The sequence below is a fragment of the Micromonospora sp. CA-244673 genome (assembly GCF_050948395.1).
GTDB lineage: Bacteria > Actinomycetota > Actinomycetes > Mycobacteriales > Micromonosporaceae > Micromonospora.
The window spans coordinates 7,029,374-7,049,364 of the sequence record NZ_CP192019.1 but is presented as its reverse complement, the minus strand read 5'-3'; the positions used below and the strand labels follow the sequence as shown (position 1 = coordinate 7,049,364).

Genomic DNA, 19,991 nt, shown 5'->3' with positions numbered 1-19,991 from the left:
TGGTCGCGGCGTACGGGGAGGAACATTCTGGTGAGCGGGTCAATCGACGACTCGGGGCAGGTCCTGCTGGTCGGCTCCAGTGGCGGGCATCTGGCCCAGCTCCTGGCGCTGGAGCCGTGGTACCGGGAGCGGCGTCGGGCGTGGGTCACCTTCGACACCCCGGACGCGCGCTCGCTGCTCGACGGCGAGGACGTGGTCTGGGCCCACCACCCCACCACCCGGAACGTCCGGAACCTGGTCCGCAACGCCTTCCTGGCGCTGAAGGTGATCCGCCGGCGCCGGGTCGACGCCGTGGTCACCACCGGCGCCGGGGTCGCCCTGCCGTTCGTGGTCGCGGCCCGGCTGCGCCGGATCCCGACGGTCTACATCGAGGTCTACGACCGGATCGACAGCGCGACGCTGACCGCCCGGCTCTGCCGTCCGTTCCTCTCCGCGATGCTCGTGCAGTGGGAGGAGCAGCGCCGCATGTACCCGGAGGCGACCGTCGTGGGGAACCTCCTGTGAGCGCGAGGAGTGAGCCGGTTCTGCGAGCCCCGCAGTCGCGAACGAAGGTGGTGCTGTGAGCGCCCAGTTGCCCCGGCAGCGTGACGGGCGGACGGCGCCGTACGTGCTGGTCGTCGTCGGCACCGACGTGCACCGGTTCGACCGGCTGGTGGGCTGGCTGGAGCGGTGGCACGCCGGCCGGCCCGGCGTCCGGCTCGTCCTCCAGTACGGCCACAGCCGCCCACCGGCGCTGCCCGAGGCCACCGCGTTCCTCGGCCACGAGGAACTCCAGCTGGCGATGGCCGAGGCGACGCTCGTGGTGAGCCACGGCGGCCCGGCCACCATCACCGAGGCCCGGCGCACCGGCCACCTGCCGATCGTGGTGCCCCGCGACCCGGCCCACGACGAGCACGTCGACAACCACCAGCAGCTGTTCTCCCGGCGGCTGGGCGCGGCCGGCATGGTCCACCTGTGCGAGTCCGAGGCCGCGCTGGTCGCCGCCCTCGACGAGGGCCTCGCCGACCCGGCCCGGTTCGTCCTGGCCGCGGACCCGGACCGGCCCGATCCGCGCGCCGAGGCGGTGGCCCGGGTGGGCGCGGTGATCGACGGCCTGGTGGCCCGCCGGGTGCACCAGCGCGCCGGCGGGCGGCGCCGGTGAGCGCCCCGGAGCCGGCCGAGCCCCGCGTCCTCTTCGTCGGCGGCCTCGGCCGCAGCGGCTCGACGCTGCTGGAGCTGCTGCTCGCGCAGAGCGCCGACGTCTGCGCGGTCGGTGAGGTCGTGCACCTCTGGGAGCGCGCGCTCGGCGCCGACGAGCGGTGCGGCTGCGGCGAACGCTTCACCGCCTGCCCGTTCTGGCAGCAGGTGGGCGAGCACGCCTTCGGCGGCTGGTCCGCCGTCGACCGGGACGACGTGCTGGCCCTCAAGGACCGGGTCGACCGGACCCGGCACATCCCCCGGCTGGCCAAGAACTCGCTCTCCGCCGAGCAGCTCGCCGATGTCCGCCGCTACGCCGACCTCTACACCCGCATCTACCGGGCCGCCCTCGCGGCGACCGGCGCCCGGGTGGTGGTCGACTCCAGCAAGCACGCCTCGCTCGCCTTCGCGCTGCGCTGGGCGGAGGGGCTCGACCTGCGGGTGCTGCACCTGGTCCGGGACAGCCGGGCGGTGGCGTACTCCTGGGGCAAGCAGGTGCGCCGGCCGGAGGTGGTCGACGGCGAGGACTTCATGCCGACCTTCTCGCCGTTCGAGGTGAGCAAGCTGTGGACCGCGCAGAACGCCGCGTTCCACCTGCTCGCCGCCCGGGCACAGGTGCTCCGGCTGCGCTACGAGGACTTCACCGCCGACCCGGCCGGCACGGTCCGCCGGCTGCGCGAGTTCGCCGGCCTGCCGGACGACCCCGAGGCGCTGCGCATCCTCACCTCCGACCACTCCAGCTCGGCGCGTCTGACGCCGCGCCCCGACCTGGAGCGGTCGTCCGACGAGTCCAGCTCGGCGCGTCCGACGCCGCACCCCGACCTGGAACCGTCGCCCCCCGCCGCCCCGTTCCGGGCGCACAGCGTCGCCGGCAACCCGCTGCGGTTCAGCGGCGGGCCGTTGACCGTGCGGCGGGACGAGGCGTGGCGGGATCGCCTGCCGCGCCGCAGCCGGGCCGTGGTCAGCCTGGCCACGCTGCCCTTCCGAGTCCGCTACGGCTACCTGGGCCAGCGGGGTTCCGACGAGTCCGTGGAGAAAGCATGAGTGGGCCGAGCATCTCGGTCGTCGTACCGACGCGGGACCGTCCGGAGCTGCTGCGCGCGGCACTCGACGCGATCCTCAGCCAGGCGCATCCCGGCCTGATCGAGGCCGTCGTGGTCTACGACCAGTCCGAGCCGGACCGCTCGCTGGAGCTGGACCGGGGCGACCGGCGGGTCCGGGTCATCACCAACACCCGCAGCCCGGGGCTGGCCGGGGCGCGCAACACCGGCATCGAGGCGGCCACCGGCGACCTCGTCGCGTTCTGCGACGACGACGACGAGTGGCTGCCGGGCAAGCTCGCCGCCCAGCTCGGCGCGCTCGACGTGCACCCGGACGGCGCGCTGGTCAGCTGCGGCATCCGGGTCAGCTACGACGACCGCACGGTGGACCGGTCGCTGGACCGGTCCCGGGTGTCGCTGGAGGCGCTGCTCCGCGACCGGCTCACCGAGCTGCACCCGTCCACGTTCCTGATCCGCCGGGCCGCCCTGCTCGACGCGATCGGGCTGGTCGACGAGCAGATCCCGGGCAGCTACGCCGAGGACTACGAGTTCCTGCTCCGGGCCGCCCGGTACGCGCCGCTGGTCAACGTCGAGAGCCCTTACGTGCTGGTGCGCTGGCACAAGCGCTCGTACTTCGCGCAGCGCTGGGAGACCATCTCGACCGCGTTGCAGTGGCTGCTGCGCCGCTACCCGGAGTTCGCCACGGTGCCGCACGGCGAGGCGCGGGTGGCCGGCCAGATCGCCTTCGCCCAGGCGGCCATGGGCAACCGGCGGGACGCGGTGCGCTGGGCCCGGCGCACCCTCGCCCGCAACCCGCGGGAGCCGCGCGCCTACCTGGCGCTGGCGGTGGCGAGCCGGGCCGTGCAGGCCGACCGGGTGCTGCGCACCCTGCACAAGCGCGGCCGGGGCATCTGAGCCGTACGCGGAACGGGCGGGCGACCAGCCGGTCGCCCGCCCGTTTCCCTGCGCGGGGTCAGGCCACGCAGAAGGACTTCCACGCCTGGATGCTCGGCTGGTCGAGCAGCCGGAAGTCGCCCTGGCTGACCACCTGGTTGTAGTAGGCCACGAACTCCGGCCGCTGGCCGTTGAGGAAGCCGGTCATCGAGCGGATCCAGGTCGCCCGCCCGCTGCCCGAGTCGCCCGGCACCAGGTCACTGCCGGTCTCGGCGACGCCCCAGGGCTTGCCCAGCGCCTTGGACTTGCTGATCATCTCGCCGTAGATCTCCTGCGGCGAGGCGTACCGCTTCCACTTGGCGCCCCAGTTGTAGCAGTCCCAACCGAGGGTCTCGATCACGTCGCCGCCGGGATAGAAGGCGTCGAAGCTGCGCCCGGACTTCGGGTCGAGCGTCCAGCACATCAGGATCAGCGTGTTGATCAGCTTGGGGTTGCCGGCCCGGTTCGCCAGCCCGGCGACCCGCTTCCACGCCGTCCGGTACGCCGCCGTGGTGAACGCGCCGCGCTCGACGTCGTCCTCAGGCTCGTGGAAGTAGGACCAGTACACGTTGTGCTCGCGCGGGATCGAGGCGAACCAGGAGGCGAGCCGCGAGTCGTACTTGCCGGAGTTGATGTCCTGCGGCGAGGCCTTGAAGGAGACGACCACGGTCCGGTCCACGACGTCGGCCCGGCTGCCGTTCCAGGCCGGCGGCAGCCCGGGGAAGAACACGCGGGCCATCCGCAGCTTGCCGAAGGTGCGGTCGGAGCGGCTGAGCGCCTGGCCGAAGCTCTCCCCGTTCTGCACGCCGATCGACGCGCCCGGGAGGGTCAGCCGGGTGCCGGCGAAGCCCGGTGTGGTGCCGGCGGAGGTCGACGGCGACACGGCTGGCTTGCCGCCGAGGCCCTGTTCGGCGCTCGGGGTGGCGGCGCCGGGCGTTGCCGCGCCGCTCGGGCCGGCCGACTGCGCCGGCCCGCCGGTCCGCGGCGCCTCGCCGGCCTGCCGGGTCTCGTCGGGGCGGAGGGTCGCCACGGCGACGCCGCCGCCCGCGACGGCGAGCACGAGGGCCGCGGCGAGGGCGACCCGCCAGCGCCGGCGGGAACCCCCGGGCGGCGTCGGGGTCGGCGCGACCGGCGGCGGTGGCGGCTGGTCGGCGCCACCGGCGCCCGGCCCGGTCCAGGCGCCCTCCGGGGGCGGCCCGGGCAGGGTGGCCGTGGCGGCCGGCGCGCCCTCGGCCCAACGGGCCTCCGGGCCGGTCCCGGCGGGCGGCGGTCCCCAGCCGCCGTGCCCGGCCCGGTCGGTGTCCCCGCCCTGTGGCGGCCAGTCGTGCTCCCCGCCCGGTGGCGGCCAGTCGTGATCCCCGCCCCGCGGGGGCCAGTCGTGCTCCCCGCCGTGTGGCGGCCAGTCGGCGTCCGCCGCCTGAGGTGCCGGGTCGGCGTCGGGATGTCCAGCCGGGGCGGCCTGCCGCGCCGGCCAGGCGGGTCCCCGGTCGGCGCCGGCCCACCGGGGGTCGGCGTGGCCGGCGTCCGGCCCGGTCTCCGGCCAGGGCAGGCCGGATCGGGCCTCGGCCGGTGGCACCGGCGGCGCGGCCTCTGGCCAGGGCAGGCCCGGCGCGCCCTGCTGGCGCGGGACGTCCTGCCCCGGCCAGAGGCCGGTCGGCTGTCCGAAGGCGTTGTGCTGGTCTCGCTCGGCCGGCATGACCCTCCCTGGCTGGCGGTGGCCCGTCTCTCGGGGCTCAGGTCGGACGTGCATTCCGACCGACGATATCCTCCGGTCACCTGAGCCGTGCGTACCGCAACACTCAGCCGAACGCCCCACCCGGGGTGTCGGTGACGGTTGAAGCGGGCATCTCGACCCCGGTGCGGGCGATCGCGTCGAGCAGCCGGTCGGCCAACTCGGGGCGGCAGACCAGCAGATCCGGCAGGCGCGGGTCGGCCCGGTTGTAGCGCAGCGGCGACCCGTCGACCCGGGACGCGTGCATCCCGGCGCCCAGGGCCACCGCCACCGGGGCGGCGCTGTCCCACTCGTACTGGCCGCCCGCGTGGACGTACGCGTCGACCTCGCCGGTCACCACGGCGCACACCTTGACCCCGGCGGAGCCCATCGGCACGGCCTGCGCGCCGAGCAGCTCGACCAGCTCGCCGACGAACGCCGGTGGGCGGCTGCGGCTCACCGCGATCCGGATCGGCCCGTCGACCGCCTTCGGGGTCGGGCAGGCGGTGCCGAGGATCAGCTGGTCACCGTCCACCGTGGTCCGGGCCGGCATGCCCACGGCGCCGGCGACCAGGGCGCCGTCGGGCGCGGCCGACCGCTGCCAGAGCGCCACGTGCACCGCCCAGTCGTCCCGCCCGGCCTCGGAGAACTCCCGGGTGCCGTCCAGCGGGTCGATGATCCAGACCCGGTCGGCGTCGTGCCGGGGCGCCCGCTCGCCGTCCGCCCAGGCCCGGCGCGAGTCGGCCTCCTCCTCGGAGAGCACCGCGTCGGCGGGCCGCCAGCGGGCCAGCGCGGCGGTCATGAGCTCGTGCGACGCGCGGTCGCCGGCGTCCTTGAGCGCCTTCGGGTCGGCGAAGCCCTGCCGGTCCCGCAGCGCGGTGAGCGCCTCGCCCGCCCGGCCGGCCAGCCACTGCGCGAACTGCTGGTCGTCGAGCCGTCCGGCGTCGTCCTCGGTCACGAGCCTCACCACCTGTCTCCCCGGGCCTGCCGCGACCCGCAATCCTTCGGCGGCCGGTGGTCCCGGCGCCAGCTTCCGGTCGGATGGTAGACAGCCGTGAAATCGTTTCGAATCCGCGTCGGCCCTGGTGGACGGAGCGGCCGCCCGCATGTTGAACTTCGCGTGTATGGCGGTCGGACCCGGCGGGCCAGGCCCTAGGCTCGTGCGCATGACCGCCGAGCAGCTGATCTCCTTCGCCCGTGGGGCTCCCTCGCTGGACATCATCGATGTCGAGGGGCTCAAGGCCGCCGCCGTCCGCGCCTTCGACGCCGACCCCGCCGGGATCACGGCGTACGGCACCTCCGTCGGTTACCCGCCCCTGCGGAAGTGGATCGCGGCGAAGCACGGCGTCGAGGCCGACCAGGTACTGATCACCAACGGCTCGCTCCAGGCCGACGCGTTCCTCTTCGACCACCTGGTCCGCCGGGGCGACGCGGTGGTGGTCGAGCGCCCGACGTACGACCGGACGCTGCTCAACCTCCAGCAGATGGGCAGCGAGATCCACGGCGTGACGATCCAGCCGGACGGCCTGGACACCGCCGAGCTGCGCAAGCTGCTGGAGTCGGGGGTCCGGCCGCGGCTGGCCCACGTCATCCCGAACTACCAGAACCCGGCCGGGGTGACCCTCTCCCTGGAGAAGCGTCGCGAGCTGCTCGACCTGGCGGCCGAGTACGACTTCACGATCTTCGAGGACGACCCGTACGCGGACATCCGGTTCCGGGGTGAGCCGCTGCCCTCGATGCTGTCGATGGACACGCGGGGCGTGGTGGTGCACGCCTCCAGCTTCACCAAGACGGTCTGCCCGGGCGTCCGGGTCGGCTACCTGGTGGGTCCGGCCGACGTGATCGCGAAGATCGCCAAGCGGGCCACGAACCTCTACATCTCGCCGGGCATGGTCTCCGAGGCGATCGTGCACCAGTTCTGCGTCTCCGGCGAGATCGACCGGTCGATCCAGACGGTGCGCACGGCGCTCGGCGAGCGCGCCGTGGTGCTGGCCGAGTCGCTGCGCCGGCACATCCCCGAGGCCCGGTTCGTGGAGCCGGACGGCGGTTACTTCCTCTGGATCGAGCTCCCCGAGGACGTGGAGGTCGACCGGCTCGCCCCGGCGGCGGCGGAGCGCGGCGTCGCGGTGGTCAAGGGCAGCGACTTCATGATCGACGGTGGTCGGCACGCGCTGCGGCTGGCCTTCTCCGCGGTGACGGCCGACCGGATCGACGAGGGCGTCCGGCGGCTCGCCGAGGCGATGGCGGCCGTCCGAGGCTAGCTGTCTGTCGGGTTTCCGACAGAAAGGCGATACCGACCGGTCCGGCTCTCCCGCTGGGCCGGTCGGCGACCCACAATGCTGCGAGCGCCGCTCACCTTTCCTCGGTGACCGGTCCGCCGACCGGGGAGCCACGGGCTGCCCCGTCCGGGCCGTCGGCGCGCACAGCACAACTCCCGCCCCCAATGGGTGCCGGGTGGGCCGTGTCGCCCCTCACCCCCCTGACGCGGCCGGCCCGCCCGGCGCCGTCACCGCTCTCTCGACCTGGCGTGACGCGGATCGCAGTCCGGCCGCCCGCCCCGTGCTCGCCCGCGCTGCGCCTCGTCCCGACCGGCGTAACCTGCAAGCCGCAGCTTCGTGGAGAGGGGGCGAGATGACGGACCGGGTGGCACGCGACCGCGGCGCCGCGCAGAACAGCGACCGGGCGCCCAGACCACGGGCCTGGGCGGCGCCGGTACGCGCCATGTCCCGCATCCTCAACGCCGACGGCTCCCCGCGTACGACGATGCCGGCCGACCGGGGCCGGAGCGGGATCGTCGACTGCGGTCTCTACGTCGACGGCGAGCGCCGGCCCGGCGAGTGGACCTACGCCGACGCCCTGACCGCCGCCCGCCAGGAGCGGAACGGGTTCGTCTGGCTCGGCCTGCACGAACCGGAGCTGGACGAGATGACCGCGATCGCGGCCACCTTCGGCCTGCACGAGCTGGCCGTCGAGGACGCGGTCAAGGCCGAGCAACGCCCGAAGCTGGAGCGCTTCGGCGACGTGGCCTTCCTGGTGCTGCGCACCGCCCGCTACTGCGAGCACACCGAGCTGACCGAGAACTCCGAGGTGGTGGAGACCGGCCAGGTGATGCTCTTCATCGGGCCGAACTTCCTGATCAGCGTCCGGCACGGGGACGCCTGCCGGCTGTCGCCGGTCCGGGCCGACCTGGAGGCGAAGCGGGACCTGCTGCTGCACGGCCCCTGGGCCGTCGCGTACGCGGTCACCGACCGGGTGGTGGACCTCTACCTGGAGGTGGCCGACCGGCTGGAGGACGACCTCGACGTGCTGGAGGCGGACGTCTTCGACCGGCAGGGCAGCGGCCGGATCCAGCGGATCTACCAGATGAAGCGGGAGCTGGTGGAGTTCAAGCGGGCCGTGGTGCCGTTGCAGCGGCCGCTGCTCACCCTCACGTCGCAGGTCAACCGGGAGGTGCCGCAGGAGGTGCGGCGCTACTTCCGGGACGTGCAGGACCACCTGAGCCGCACCGTCGAGCAGGTGAACTCCTACGACGACCTGCTCAACTCGATCCTCCAGGCGCGGCTGGCCCAGGTCACCGTCGACCAGAACAACGACATGCGCAAGATCGCGGCCTGGGCCGCCATCGGTGCGGTGTGGACCGCCATCGCGGGCATCTACGGCATGAACTTCAAGAACATGCCGGAGCTGGGCTGGACCTACGGCTACCCGGGCGTGTGGGCACTGATGCTGATCTCGTCGTTCACGCTCTACCGGCTGTTCCGCCGCAACGGCTGGCTCTGACCGGCAGACGGAAGCGCCGGCCACGCGGGGTTATCCCCGCACGCCGGCGCTGTCCGTGACCGTCGGGTCAGCGGCGACCGCTGGACTTGGCGGTGCTCCGGCCGTTCTGCGTGGCCTTGGTGACGTCGTCCGCCGGGCGGCCGGAGACGTCCTTGGCGCCCTCGGCGACCGAGGGGACCTTGTCGGTCGGCTGGATCACCGGCTGGCTGCTCGACGTGGCGGTCGAGGCGCTGCCGCTGCCGGCCACCGCCGAGCTGCCGGCGCCGGTCGGGCCGGCCTGGGTGACCTTCGCGGTCGCGTCGGGGGTCTCCACCACGATCGTGTCCACGTCCTCCCGCATCGGCTCCAGCTTGCCGGTCGGGTCGTACTCGGCCCATTCCTGCTGCTCGCGGCGGCGGCGCATGGCCATCGCGCCGGCCAGGCCGGCGACGGTCCCGGCGACCAGCAGGCCGGTCGTCATGCCGCGGGACCTCTTCCGCTTCTTCTTCGCGGCCTTCATGTTCTTCGCCTTCACCTTCTTGCTCGTCGCGGCCTGCTTGGCGGCGGCGGCCTTCCGGCCGGTCAGGGCCTTGCCGGCGGCCTCGGCCTGGGCATTGCGCATCGCCATGAGCAGCGGCGCGAGTGCGGCGACCGTCGACGCGACGCCGCTCGACGCCCGGTCCCGGACGACGATCGCGGTGGGCGCGACGGCGCCCCGGGCTGCCTGGACGCGCGGGCCGACCGTGGCGCCGGCACCCTTCGCCGCGTGCGCGGCGGCCTGCCTCAGGTGACCGATGCCCTGGTTCAGCTCGACCTTCGCGAGCTGCCCCTGGGTCTTGCGCCGCCCGATTCCAAACACGGTCCCACCTCCTGGGAGTTGTTCCTCCGTCATCCTCCACCTTCGGATGCCTCCGCATGACCAGATCGGGCACATGGGAGGATCCGCATGGAACTGACCAACGAGTGAGGAGTACCCGTGGCCGAGGCTGTCTACGCCACCTTGCACACCAACGCTGGCCCGATCCGGTTGGAGCTCTTCCCGAACCACGCGCCGAAGACCGTCCGCAACTTCGTGGAGCTGGCCGAGGGCACCCGGGAGTACATCGACCCGCGCACCGGCCAGCCGGGCAGCGGGCCGTACTACGACGGCACCATCTCGCACCGCGTGATCAGCGGCTTCATGGTCCAGATGGGTGACCCGACCGGCACCGGTCGCGGTGGCCCGGGCTACAAGTTCGGCGACGAGTTCCACCCGGAGCTGCGCTTCGACCGGCCGTACCTGCTGGCGATGGCGAACGCGGGGCCGGGCACCAACGGCTCCCAGTTCTTCATCACGGTGGGCCCGACGCCGCACCTGAACAACCGGCACACCATCTTCGGTCAGGTCGCGGACGAGCAGTCGGCGAAGGTCGTCGACTCGATCGCGAACACCCCGACCGGCCCGAGCGACCGGCCGCTCCAGGACGTGGTCATCGAGCGCGTCGAGATCGAGCGCAAGCCGGCCTGAGCGCGACGCGGGTACCTTTGCTCGCATGACTGAGCGCTCCGGGCAGGCAGGCGACGCCACCGGCGGGCCGGCGCCGACCACTCCGGTCTGCTACCGGCACCCCGATCGGGAGACGTACGTCCGGTGCACCCGCTGTGACCGGCCGATCTGCCCGGAGTGCATGCGCGACGCCTCCGTCGGCCACCAGTGCCCGGAGTGCGTCAGCGAGGGACGCCGCAGTGTGCGGCCGGCGCGTACCGCCTTCGGGGGCGGTGCCGCCGGCCGCCAGGGCTATGTCACCAAGACCCTGATCGCGCTGAACGTGTTGGTGATGGTGCTTTCCATCGCCTCCGACCGGGGTGGGGACGCCGCCGCCGGCGGGTCCGGCTTCGGCGGCCTCATGGGCGGCTCGACGCCGCTGACCAACTGGGGCGCGGTGCTGGGCTACGCCCCGTATGCCGCCTTCGGCGAGCCGCACGGCGTCGCCGCCGGTGAGTGGTACCGGCTGGTCACCGCGATGTTCCTGCACTACGGCGTGGTGCACCTGCTGCTCAACATGTGGGCGCTCTGGGTGCTCGGCCGGACCCTGGAGGCGGTGCTCGGCCCGCTGCGGTTCCTGGCGCTCTACCTGATCGCCGGGCTGGGCGGCAACGTCGCGGTCTACCTGTTCAGCGCCCCCAACCAGCCCGCGGTCGGGGCGTCGACGGCCATCTTCGGCCTCTTCGCCGCGATCTTCGTGATCATGCGCCGGCTGGGCCGGGACACCTCGGCCATCGTGCCGATCCTGGTGATCAACCTGATCTTCACGTTCACCGTGCCGGGCATCTCGGTGGCCGGGCACCTCGGCGGGCTGGTGATCGGCGCGCTGATGGCCCTGGTCCTGGCGTACGCCCCGCGGATGCGGCGCACCGCCTTCCAGGTGGCCGGCGGGGCGATCCTGCTGGTGGCGCTGCTCGGAATGGTCCTCGTCCGCACGGCCGCGCTGACCGGCTGACCGGGCGCGGCGGGCTCAGCCGGCGGCCGGCTCAGCGCGCGGCGGCGCGGGCGGCCTCCAGGGCGGCGGCGACCTCCTCGGGCGGCGCGTCCAGGTCGTAGCGGCCGAACAGGTGCAGCGACTCGCCCGCGTCGATCTCCAGCGTCTCGGCGGTGAGCCCGCGCCGGGTCCGCCGTTCCACCCGGACCGCCTCCACGGCCGCCCAGGGCAGCCGCCGCCGGCCGGCGTAGCCGTGGATCACGGTGATCCCCTCCCCGTCGGCGGCCAGCCGGACCGGCGCGACCAGGTCGCGCAGCGCCCAGCCGAGCAGCGCGGCGGCGGCCAGCGCGGCGAGCACCAGCTGGACCCGGTCCTCGGCGGCGAAGAGCAGGCCGAGAGCGACCAGGACGAGCGCGCCGAGCGCCTTGACCGCCGGCAGCACCGGCGACACCCGCCACTGGCGGGCCGGGGACGACTGTGGAGTCACCGCCCCAGCATGCCAGCCGGGCGGGCCCGGAACCGGGGGGAGGACGACCGGCCGGGTCAGCACGTAGGATCGGGGCAAGCCAGGTTACCGGGGAGTAGACATGAGTGACGCGGTCATCGTCGGTGCGGTACGGACCCCGGTCGGGCGGCGCAAGGGCAGCCTCGCCGGCGTCCACCCGGTCGACCTCTCGGCGCACGTGCTGCGGGCCCTCGCCGAGCGGACCGGCATCGACCCCGAGCAGGTCGACGACGTGGTCTGGGGCTGCGTGTCGCAGGTCGGCGAGCAGTCGTGGAACGTGGCGCGCAACGCCGTCCTGGCCGCCGGCTGGCCCGAGTCGGTCCCCGGCACCACGCTCGACCGGCAGTGCGGGTCCAGCCAGCAGGCGCTGCACTTCGCCGCCGCCACCGTCCTGTCCGGCCAGGCCGACCTGGTGGTCGCCGGTGGCGTCGAGTCGATGACCCGGGTGCCGATGGGCTCCAGCGTGGCGGGCGGGATGCCGTTCAGCGCCGCGATCCTGGAGCGCTACCGCGGCGTCGAGGGCGTCGCTGAGGACAGCCCCCTCCCGTTCAACCAGGGCGTCGGGGCCGAGCTGATCGCCCAGCGGTGGCGCTTCTCGCGCACCCAGCTCGACGAGTTCGCCCTCGCCAGCCACGAGAAGGCGGCCGCCGCGCAGGACGCCGGGGCGTTCGACCCGGAGCTGGCCCCGGTGGCGCTGGCCGACGGCGGCAAGTTCACCGCCGACGAGGGCATCCGGCGGGACACGTCGCTCGCCAAGCTCGGTGAGCTGCCCACCCCGTTCAGGGCCGACGGCGTCGTCACCGCCGGGTCCGCGTCGCAGATCTCCGACGGGGCCGCGGCGCTCGCGGTCACCACGAGCGAGTGGGCCAGCAGGCACGGCCTGCGACCGTTGGCCAGGGTGCACACCGCCGTGGTCGCCGCCGACGACCCGGTCACCATGCTCACCGCCCCCATCCCGGCCACCGCGAAGGCGCTGCGCCGCGCCGGGCTGGGCATCGAGGAGATCGGGGTGTACGAGGTGAACGAGGCGTTCGCCCCGGTGCCGCTGGCCTGGCTGGCGGAGACCGAGGCGGACCCGGAGCGGCTGAACCCGCGCGGCGGGGCGATCGCGCTCGGCCACCCGCTCGGCGGGTCCGGCGCCCGGATCATGACCACGATGCTCCAGCACATGCGGGACAACGGGATCCGTTACGGCCTGCAGACCATGTGCGAGGGCGGCGGCATGGCCAACGCCACCATCGTCGAGCTGCTCTGAAATCGCTGGCCGCTGTCCGGGGCAGCGCCTAGCGTCCCGACCGTGACGACACCCGACTGGTCCGATCCGCTGTGGCGGGACGCCGCGCTGGCCTGGATCGCTGACGCGCTGGGCCGGCACGGCCGCCGGGTGGCCGGCCCGGTGGAGCCCCGGGTGCGCCCGTGGTCGCTGGTCTGGCGGGTGCCCACCGACGCCGGCCCGGTCTGGTTCAAGGCCAACAACGCGGGCACCCGCTTCGAGGCGGCGCTCCTGGCCGAGCTGGCCCGGCTCGCCCCGGGGGCGGTGCTCGACCCGCTCGCCGTGGACGCCGCGCGCGGCTGGTCGCTGCTGCCCGACGGTGGCCCGAGCCTGCGCGACGTGCTCGCCGGAGACCTGACGCGCTGGGAGCGGGTGCTGCCCGCGTACGCGGCGGTGCAGATCGCGGTCGCGCCACGGGTCGACCGGCTGCTCGCCGCCGGGGTGCACGATCACCGGCCGGAGCTGATGCCGGAGCTCCTCGACGGGCTGCTCGACGACTCCGACGCCCTGCTGCTCGGCGAGCCGAACGGGCTGACCCCGGAGCTGCACGCGCGGCTGCGCGCGTACCGACCGGAGTTCGCGGCGACCTGCCGGCGGCTGGCGGAGTTCGGCGTCCCGGCCAGCGTCCAGCACGACGACCTGCACGACGGGAACGTCTTCGTCACCGACGCCGGCTACCGCTTCTTCGACTGGGGGGACGCCTCGGTGGCCCACCCGTTCGCCACCCTGCTGGTGACGCTCAACTCGGTGGCGCACGGCGCCGGCCTGCCGCCGGGCGACCCGGTGCTGGGCCGGTTGCGGGACGCCTACCTGGAGGCGTGGACCGACCGGCACGACCGGGCCGCCCTGCGGGAGGCCGCCGGCCTGGCCATGACGGTCGCCACGGTGAGCCGGTCGCTGTCCTGGCGGCGGGCGCTGGCCACGCCCGACCCGGCCCGGGCCGAGTACGCGGCCGCGGTTCCCGGCTGGCTCGGCGAGGTGTTCGCCGCCCCGCCGGCCTGACGGGAGCCGCAGGGCCGGAGCGGATGTCGCACCGGCGGTGCGATTTGCACGGGTGGAAGTTCCAGAAATCGGGAGTGACCCATATCACCCCTGCTCGCCTGCTCGTTGCATCTTGCATGGACGTGTTCTCGCGAACGTTCCTTCCGGCCGCCGCCGAGACCGGCCTGGCGACCCAGACCGTCAGCCGGCACATGCCGGTCTTCCGCCGGTGCGTCGGCTCCGGCGACGCGACCATCCTGGTCACCCGCTGCAGCCGCCCGGACCACCCGATCGGCGGCGACTACCTCATGCTGCTCACCCACCGCCGCCTGGTGGTCACCCAGCAGACCCGGGTGCTGCACCGACTGCGCCTGCACCTCAACACCGAGCTGCGCGAGCTGAGCAACGTCACCTGGAGCCCCGACCCGCGGTCGCACAGCCTGGAGCTGGCGGCCACGGCGATCGACGGGGTCCGGGAGCGGTTCCTCATCCGGACCCACCACCCGAAGCAGGTGTGGCAGCTCGACACCCTGCTCAACCACGCCTTCCGGACCCGGCTCCGGACGCCCGCGGAGCGGCTGGTCGCCACCATCGGCCAGCCGCCGGCCGCCACCCGCACGGCCGTGCTGCGTCCCGCGACGGTCCGCTGACCGGCTCCTTACCGAACCCGAACATTCCGCCGGCCGCCCGACCGGCCCCCGGTCGGTAATCATGGGCCGGTGACCGCCGACGCCGCGCCGCGCGGGCTCGTCCTCGTGGTGGAGGACGAGCCGGCCATCGCCGACCTGGTCCGGCTCTACCTGACCCGGGACGGGTTCGGCGTACACCTGGAACGGGACGGGGCGGCCGGGCTGGCCGCCGCGCGGCGGCTGCGCCCGGTGGCCTGCGTGCTCGACATCGCCCTGCCCGGCCTGGCCGGCACCGAGGTGTGCCGGCGGCTGCGCGAGGCCGGCGACTGGACGCCGGTCATCTTCCTCACCGCCCGCGACGACGAGGTGGACCGGATCGTCGGCCTGGAGCTGGGCGCCGACGACTACGTGACCAAGCCGTTCAGCCCGCGCGAGCTGGTCGCCCGGGTCCGGGCCGTGCTGCGCCGCACCGCCGGCGCGCCCGCCGCGGCCGAGCAGCCCCGGGTGATCGGCGCGGTCACCCTCGACCCGGCCCGCCGCACGGTCACCGCCGCCGGCGCCCCGGTGCAGCTCACCTCCACCGAGTTCGACCTGCTCGCCCACCTGATGGCCCGGCCCGGCCGGGTCTTCACCCGGGAGGAGCTGCTGGCCGGCGTCTGGGGGTACGCGGCACACGCCGGCACCCGGACCGTCGACGTGCACGTGGCGCAGGTCCGGGCCAAGCTCGGCCCGGCCAGCGTCATCCGCACCCACCGCGGCGTCGGGTACGCGGCCGATGCCTGAACAGCCCACGGTCGCGCTGCCGGTCATCGGGTCCGGGCCGCCGGCACCACCCCGGCGGCGGTTCGCGCACACCCTGACCGCCCGCGCGGTGCTGGTCACCTGCGCGGTGGCGCTGGTGTCGGTGCTGGTCACCGCGCTGGTCGCGGTGCCCCTCGCGGTGCGCGGGGCGGAGCGGCGCGACCAGGAGGCCCTGGCCGCCCAGGCCCGGCTCGCCGCCGACGTGCTCCGGGTCCGCGCGGTGCGCCAACGGGACAATGCCGGGGACCGGCTCATCCGCCAGCTCCGCCAGCAGCAGATCCAGGTGTACCTGATCCGGGCCGGTCAGGCCGACCACGCCGGCCTGCCCCCGCAGGTGGTGAAGCGGGTGGCGGCCGGCCGGGACGTCTCCGGCCGCCGGCTGGTCGGCGGCGAACGGGCCCTGGTCGAGGGGCGCGCGCTGCCCGGCGGGGACGGTGTCGTGCTGGCCCGGCCGACCCGGAACGGGCCATGGCGGCAGGTGCTGCTCAGCCTCTGGCTGCCGATGCTCGCCGGGCTCGCCGCCGGGGTGGCCGCCGGCCTGCTGCTGGCCCGCCGGCTGGCCCGGCCGATCCGGAGCGCGGCCACCGCCGCCGCGCGGCTGCGCGCCGGGGATCGGGCGGTCCGCGTGCCGGTCGAACCGCCCGACGAGGTGGCCGACCTGGCGTACGCGCTGAACGGGCTGGCCGCCGCGCTGGCCACGAGCGAGGGACGGCAGCGCGAGTTCCTGCTCTCCGTCTCGCACGAGCTGCGGACCCCGCTCACCGCCATCCGCGGCTACGCCGAGGCGCTGGCCGACGGGGTGATCGACGCCGACGGGGTGCCGGCCACCGGCCGGACCGTGCTCGCCGAGGCCGAGCACCTGGACCGGCTGGTCAGCGACCTGCTGGCGCTGGCCCGGCTGGAGGCCGCCGACTTCCCCCTGGAACCCGGGCCGGTCGACCTGACCCGGCTCGCCGCCGACGCGGCCCGCACCTGGTCCGACCGGTGCGCGGCGGTCGGCGTGCCGTTCCGGGTGGAAGCGCCGGACGGGCCGGTGCCCGCGTACACCGATCCGGGGCGGATCCGGCAGGTGGTGGACGGGCTGCTGGAGAACGCGCTGCGGGTCGTACCCCCGGGGGCGCCCGTGGTGCTCGCGGTCCGGCCGGCCGGCGCGGACCCGGCGGCGGGCGGCCTCGTCGAGGTCCGGGACGGCGGACCCGGCTTCACCGACGACGACCTGGCGGTGGCGTTCGAGCGCGGCGCGCTGCACCAGCGGTACCGGGGGGTCCGCAAGGTGGGCAGCGGCCTGGGACTGGCGCTCGCCGCCGGGCTGGTCCGGCGGCTCGGCGGCGACATCACGGCCGGGCACGCCCCGGAGGGCGGCGCGGCCTTCACGGTCCGGCTGCCCGGCGATCCTTACCTGACCCGAACATCGGCCTGACGATCCGCTCGCGTGCGCGGGGGAGGCTGACGGCACCACGGACGAGAGGAACACTGATGGCACGTCAGGGAATCGTCACCGGCGTCACCGCGCTGCTCGCCGCAGCCGCGCTCGGGCTCGCCGGATGCGGCCCGGCCCAGGTCGCCCAGGACTCGGCCAAGGAGACCGCCGTCGAGGTGGCCGCCGCCCTCGGCGCGGACGGCCAGGCGCTGGCCGCGCTCGGCGTCGACGCCGGCGACCTGGACGTCGACCCGGTCGCCGCCCCGGCGCCCTCGGCCTCCGGCGCGCCCGGCGAGCAGGCCGGCCCGCAGGGCAAGCGGGGCGAGCGGGCGCAGGAGTGGCGCAAGCGGCACCGCGCCCGGGTGCTGCTGCGGAAGAACACCCTGCACGGCGAGGTCGTGGTGCAGACCAAGGACGGCGGGACGAAGACCGTCGCGGTGCAGCGCGGCCAGGTGACCGCGATCGACGCGAAGTCGATGACCGTGAAGTCGACCGACGGCTTCTCGATGACGTGGACCTTCGACGAGAAGCTCCGGGTGGTCGAGCGGCGCACCACCGTGCAGTCCAGCGACATCAAGGTCGGTACGACGGTCGGCGTGGCCGGCGCGAAGGACGGCGACAACGGGGTGGCCCGGCTGATCGTGGTCCCGTTCAAGCAGAAGTGAGGCGGGAGCACCGGGGCCGGCGCCACCGCGCCGGCCCCGGTGCCGTTCCTCAGTAGACGCGGGACCCGATGAAGTCGTCGTGGCCGTAGCCGACCGGGTTCGCGAAGGACCGGGACTCGAAGGACCACTGCTGGCGTGTGCTCGACGAGCAGGTTGCCAGCCGCAGCCGCGGGGTGCCCAGCCAGGGGTTGTCGAAGGCGACGCAGAGGTTGGTCGCGCCGGCCGGCTTGAGCTGGTTGCCGGCGAAGACGAACCTCTGGTCGGCCCCGCCGTGGCAGTCGTAGATGTTGACCGCGGTGTTGGCGGTGAGGCTGCCGCCGCTCACGTCCAGGCAGCGGTCGTGGGACAGCTCGGAGTGCAGCGACTGCCGGGCCGGGTCGTACCAGAAGCCCTGGTTGCGGCCGCCGTGACAGGCGTACGACTGCTGGACCGTGCCGTTGCGGGAGTCGTAGCCCTTACCGTCCACACAGGTCCCGGTGGCCGCGTTGCGCAGTTGCCGGAACTCCAGCAGCCCGTCGACCAGGCCGCCCTGCCCGGTGCTGGCCGGGTCGACGCAGGTGGCCCGCTGGGCGCCCGCGTTCCAGAACTGGGTGACGCACTGGGCGAACATGCCGTGCCCGCGGTAGTTGGGGTGGAACGACTGCCGGGCCGCGTTCTCGTCCCAGATCCCGACCTCGATGTAGAGGCCGCGGACCGAGGTGTTGTCGGTGCACACCTCGTGGCCGTGGAAGAGCCGGCTGGCGTCCAGGTAGCGGGTGCCGGTGTTGGTGGCGGCGGCCCGCAGCGCCGACTCGAACATCGGCACCGCCTTGTTGCGCGCGAACGCCATGTCGGCCAGGTAGAGCAGGCAGCCACCCGAGTACCAGCCGGGGAAGTTCGGGTTGTCCTCCACGTCCGGGCTGCCCGGGCTCGGGTAGGACATGAGGACCAGTTCGTAGTCGGAGCGCAGGTAGCCGGCGGCGGTCATGGTCTGCCGGATCGAGTTCAGGGCGGCCTCCACCGCGAGGCGGCTGCCGTCGGTGCGGATGGTCCACTGGTCGGTGTAGGTGGGCCAGCACGCCCCCTGGAAGAAGACCCGGCGGATCGCGCAGTCGGTGGCCACCGGCCCGAACTGGATGGTGCCGTCGCCGTTCGCGCCGACCACCACCCAGATGAGCCGGACGTGCGTGTTGCGCGCCTTGATCGCCAACTGGTCGCCCTGGTTCAGCTCGTTGTGCTGGGTCGGGCCGCCGGCGATCAGGTTCCACGGGGTCGCCCCCGAGCAGGCCAGGTTGTATTTCTGGTCGGCCGGGATGCCGGTGCGGAAGACCGCCTGGTCGTACGAGCGGTCGCACCAGTTTCCGTCGGTGTGGGTGCCGGGCACGTAGTTGCCGACGCCCTCACCGGAGATCTCGCTGTCGCCCATCGTGATCAGGGCGGTGCGCCGCTGGTCGAGCGGCCGGATGTCGGGGGAGCCGTAGAGGGCGGTGGCCTCGGCGGCGCGGACGGTCTCCAGCGCGGCGGGGAGCGGCTGGACGGCGGGCCGGTCGGCGGCGGCCGCGGTGGCGGCCGGTCCGACCAGCATCGGCAGGGCGAGGGCGGCGGCGGACAGGACAGCCAGGCTGCGGCGTCGGGTCGTCCGTGCGCGCCTGGTGGGGGTACCAGACATCGACGCACTCCTTTCGCCTCAATCGCGGGGTGTCGATTGAGTTACCAGAAGGTAACCGCCGCGTCGCAGGATGTGAATGCGTCTCGGAAACGTTGCGGCCGGGTGCGGAAGGGCACTTGTCCGGCAGATCGGGCGGGCGGCGCCGGGGTGTCCGGCCAGGCCGGGGGCAGGCTGTGGTGACCTCGGCGAGCAGCCGGGTTAGGCTAGGCCCGACTTGCCGTCGCCACCGTGGAGAACCCCCGTGAAGCTCTCGATCCTCATGCCGGTCTACAACGAGGAAGAACGCATCGCGGATGCCCTCAAGCAGGCACTGGCGGTGGACTACCCGTGCGAGATCGAACTCGTCGTCGTGGACGACGGCAGCCGCGACGGCACGGGCGAGGTGCTCGGCCGGGTGGACGACGCCCGGCTACGGGTGATCACCCACCAGCGCAACGCCGGCAAGGGCGCCGCCATCAAGACCGCCGTCGACAACGCCGAGGGTGAGTACATGGTCATCCTCGACGCCGACCTCGAGTACGACCCGCAGGACATCCCGCGGCTGCTCGAGCCGGTGCTCGACGGGCGGGCCACCGTGGTCTACGGCAACCGCACCTTCGGCAGCCACAGCTCCTACAGCTTCTGGTACGTGATGGGCAACAAGGGCGTGACGCTCGCCGCCAACGTGCTCTACAACTCGTACATCGGCGACCTGGAGACCTGCTTCAAGCTGATGCCGCTGGAGCTCTACCGCTCGCTGCAGGTCCGCTCGCGCGGCTTCGGCATGGAGGCCGAGGTCACCGGCAAGCTGCTCCGCCAGCGCATCCGCCCCTACGAGGTCCCGATCAGCTACCGCGCCCGGGGCCGCGAGGAGGGCAAGAAGATCACCTGGAAGGACGGCGTCGAGGCGATCTGGATCCTGGCCCGCGAGCGCGCCCGGCGCCGCCCGGTCGGCCCCGCCGCCCGCTGACGCCCCCGCACGACACGGACCCCGCACCCCCGGCCCAGGCCG

Annotated in this window: 20 protein-coding genes; 15 read left to right on the top strand and 5 right to left on the bottom strand. The window is 74.2% G+C overall.

The window, feature by feature from the left end; translation table 11 throughout:
* The first annotated feature begins 27 nt into the window (after positions 1-27).
* Genes ACQP12_RS32505 through ACQP12_RS32490 form a run of 4 tightly spaced genes read left to right on the top strand, consistent with a single transcriptional unit; the run spans position 28 to position 3,131 of the window.
* Positions 28-504: a UDP-N-acetylglucosamine--LPS N-acetylglucosamine transferase gene (locus ACQP12_RS32505; protein WP_091265599.1), complete on the top strand. Its 477-nt coding sequence runs from the start codon at positions 28-30 to the stop codon at positions 502-504.
* 55 nt (positions 505-559) lie between these two features.
* The gene (locus tag ACQP12_RS32500) at positions 560-1,141 is read left to right on the top strand and encodes a glycosyltransferase (protein WP_433283871.1); all 582 of its coding nucleotides are present in this window, start codon (positions 560-562) and stop codon (positions 1,139-1,141) included.
* Positions 1,138-2,220 (top strand): sulfotransferase family protein, encoded by a 1,083-nt coding sequence (locus tag ACQP12_RS32495; protein WP_433283869.1) that lies wholly within the window; start codon positions 1,138-1,140, stop codon positions 2,218-2,220. Before ACQP12_RS32500 ends, ACQP12_RS32495 begins: the two co-directional genes overlap by 4 nt.
* Positions 2,217-3,131, top strand: a complete 915-nt coding sequence (locus ACQP12_RS32490) for a glycosyltransferase family 2 protein (RefSeq protein ID WP_355636656.1) — start codon at positions 2,217-2,219, stop codon at positions 3,129-3,131. Before ACQP12_RS32495 ends, ACQP12_RS32490 begins: the two co-directional genes overlap by 4 nt.
* 58 nt (positions 3,132-3,189) lie before the next feature.
* Here the strand turns inward: ACQP12_RS32490 and ACQP12_RS32485 are convergent, their stop codons facing one another.
* Together ACQP12_RS32485 and ACQP12_RS32480 are read right to left on the bottom strand one after the other, a co-directional pair.
* Positions 3,190-4,845 (bottom strand): hypothetical protein, encoded by a 1,656-nt coding sequence (locus ACQP12_RS32485; RefSeq protein ID WP_433283866.1) that lies wholly within the window; start codon positions 4,843-4,845, stop codon positions 3,190-3,192.
* 103 nt (positions 4,846-4,948) lie between these two features.
* Positions 4,949-5,827, bottom strand: coding sequence for a 3'(2'),5'-bisphosphate nucleotidase CysQ (locus tag ACQP12_RS32480; protein WP_357944445.1), 879 nt, complete (start codon positions 5,825-5,827; stop codon positions 4,949-4,951).
* Positions 5,828-6,026: 199 nt separating this feature from the next.
* On the opposite strand from ACQP12_RS32480, the gene ACQP12_RS32475 reads away from it, so the two are divergent.
* The gene (locus ACQP12_RS32475) at positions 6,027-7,121 is read left to right on the top strand and encodes a PLP-dependent aminotransferase family protein (RefSeq protein ID WP_433283864.1); all 1,095 of its coding nucleotides are present in this window, start codon (positions 6,027-6,029) and stop codon (positions 7,119-7,121) included.
* Positions 7,122-7,491: 370 nt separating this feature from the next.
* Entirely contained in the window at positions 7,492-8,640 is a 1,149-nt protein-coding gene (corA, locus tag ACQP12_RS32470; RefSeq protein WP_433283862.1) for a magnesium/cobalt transporter CorA, read from the top strand.
* 67 nt (positions 8,641-8,707) lie between these two features.
* Here the strand turns inward: corA and ACQP12_RS32465 are convergent, their stop codons facing one another.
* The gene (locus tag ACQP12_RS32465) at positions 8,708-9,511 is read right to left on the bottom strand and encodes a hypothetical protein (protein ID WP_433283860.1); all 804 of its coding nucleotides are present in this window, start codon (positions 9,509-9,511) and stop codon (positions 8,708-8,710) included.
* Between the two features lie 84 nt (positions 9,512-9,595).
* On the opposite strand from ACQP12_RS32465, the gene ACQP12_RS32460 reads away from it, so the two are divergent.
* Positions 9,596-10,126, top strand: coding sequence for a peptidylprolyl isomerase (locus ACQP12_RS32460; RefSeq protein ID WP_151465136.1), 531 nt, complete (start codon positions 9,596-9,598; stop codon positions 10,124-10,126).
* A 25-nt stretch (positions 10,127-10,151) separates the two neighbouring features.
* Entirely contained in the window at positions 10,152-11,099 is a 948-nt protein-coding gene (locus ACQP12_RS32455; protein ID WP_433283858.1) for a rhomboid family intramembrane serine protease, read from the top strand.
* A 31-nt stretch (positions 11,100-11,130) separates the two neighbouring features.
* Here ACQP12_RS32455 and ACQP12_RS32450 read toward each other — a convergent pair whose 3' ends face one another.
* Positions 11,131-11,565: a PH domain-containing protein gene (locus ACQP12_RS32450; RefSeq protein ID WP_357944458.1), complete on the bottom strand. Its 435-nt coding sequence runs from the start codon at positions 11,563-11,565 to the stop codon at positions 11,131-11,133.
* Positions 11,566-11,665: 100 nt separating this feature from the next.
* On the opposite strand from ACQP12_RS32450, the gene ACQP12_RS32445 reads away from it, so the two are divergent.
* The 6 genes from ACQP12_RS32445 (at position 11,666) to ACQP12_RS32420 (ending at position 17,352) form a co-directional block, all read left to right on the top strand.
* Positions 11,666-12,838: a thiolase family protein gene (locus ACQP12_RS32445; protein ID WP_357944460.1), complete on the top strand. Its 1,173-nt coding sequence runs from the start codon at positions 11,666-11,668 to the stop codon at positions 12,836-12,838.
* Positions 12,839-12,880: 42 nt separating this feature from the next.
* Entirely contained in the window at positions 12,881-13,858 is a 978-nt protein-coding gene (locus ACQP12_RS32440) for a phosphotransferase (RefSeq protein ID WP_433283855.1), read from the top strand.
* A gap of 116 nt (positions 13,859-13,974) precedes the next feature.
* Entirely contained in the window at positions 13,975-14,487 is a 513-nt protein-coding gene (locus tag ACQP12_RS32435; protein ID WP_433283853.1) for a hypothetical protein, read from the top strand.
* A gap of 69 nt (positions 14,488-14,556) precedes the next feature.
* Complete coding sequence (locus tag ACQP12_RS32430; protein WP_433283851.1) at positions 14,557-15,249, top strand: response regulator; 693 nt, start codon at positions 14,557-14,559, stop codon at positions 15,247-15,249.
* Positions 15,242-16,687 (top strand): sensor histidine kinase, encoded by a 1,446-nt coding sequence (locus ACQP12_RS32425; RefSeq protein WP_433283849.1) that lies wholly within the window; start codon positions 15,242-15,244, stop codon positions 16,685-16,687. Before ACQP12_RS32430 ends, ACQP12_RS32425 begins: the two co-directional genes overlap by 8 nt.
* A 56-nt stretch (positions 16,688-16,743) precedes the next feature.
* Positions 16,744-17,352 (top strand): hypothetical protein, encoded by a 609-nt coding sequence (locus ACQP12_RS32420; protein WP_433283847.1) that lies wholly within the window; start codon positions 16,744-16,746, stop codon positions 17,350-17,352.
* 49 nt (positions 17,353-17,401) lie between these two features.
* Here the strand turns inward: ACQP12_RS32420 and ACQP12_RS32415 are convergent, their stop codons facing one another.
* Entirely contained in the window at positions 17,402-19,000 is a 1,599-nt protein-coding gene (locus ACQP12_RS32415) for a ricin-type beta-trefoil lectin domain protein (protein WP_433283845.1), read from the bottom strand.
* Positions 19,001-19,241: 241 nt separating this feature from the next.
* On the opposite strand from ACQP12_RS32415, the gene ACQP12_RS32410 reads away from it, so the two are divergent.
* Positions 19,242-19,949, top strand: a complete 708-nt coding sequence (locus tag ACQP12_RS32410; protein ID WP_091316602.1) for a glycosyltransferase family 2 protein — start codon at positions 19,242-19,244, stop codon at positions 19,947-19,949.
* The last annotated feature ends 42 nt before the right edge of the window (positions 19,950-19,991 follow it).